The following is a 409-nucleotide window of genomic DNA, read 5'->3' on the forward strand; positions in this document are numbered from 1 at the left end:
GGGTCTGTAGCTCAGCTGGTTAGAGCGCACCCCTGATAAGGGTGAGGTCGGCAGTTCAAGTCTGCCCAGACCCACCAAATTTGAACGATGGCTGCGTTGTTCGGGTACTCGCATACTGATGTATGCTTCGCACCCTCCCGCCTTGCCCTCCTTCAAATTCCCTTGCCAGGGTTGCGGCGATGTTGAAAAGAGGTTTTCCTCAATGTCAGCACGCGCAGCATGAAGCTTCGAGAGCAAGGCGCACGTTGAGTGATTGAAGGAGCATACCTCGATGGTATGTGACTGATTGAACGAATCGCGCAACGCAGCTATCGACGTTTCAGGCAAGCATTCGGGGCCATAGCTCAGCTGGGAGAGCGCCTGCCTTGCACGCAGGAGGTCAGCGGTTCGATCCCGCTTGGCTCCACCA

The 409-nt window shown here is 56.2% G+C and carries 2 tRNA genes; both read left to right on the forward strand.

Annotated elements, in window-relative coordinates:
* Positions 1 to 77, forward strand: a tRNA-Ile gene (locus tag RBK99_RS13450).
* 256 nt (positions 78 to 333) lie between these two features.
* Positions 334 to 409, forward strand: a tRNA-Ala gene (locus tag RBK99_RS13455).

The sequence above is a fragment of the Idiomarina solivarensis genome (genome assembly GCF_033052755.1).
GTDB lineage: Bacteria > Pseudomonadota > Gammaproteobacteria > Enterobacterales > Alteromonadaceae > Idiomarina.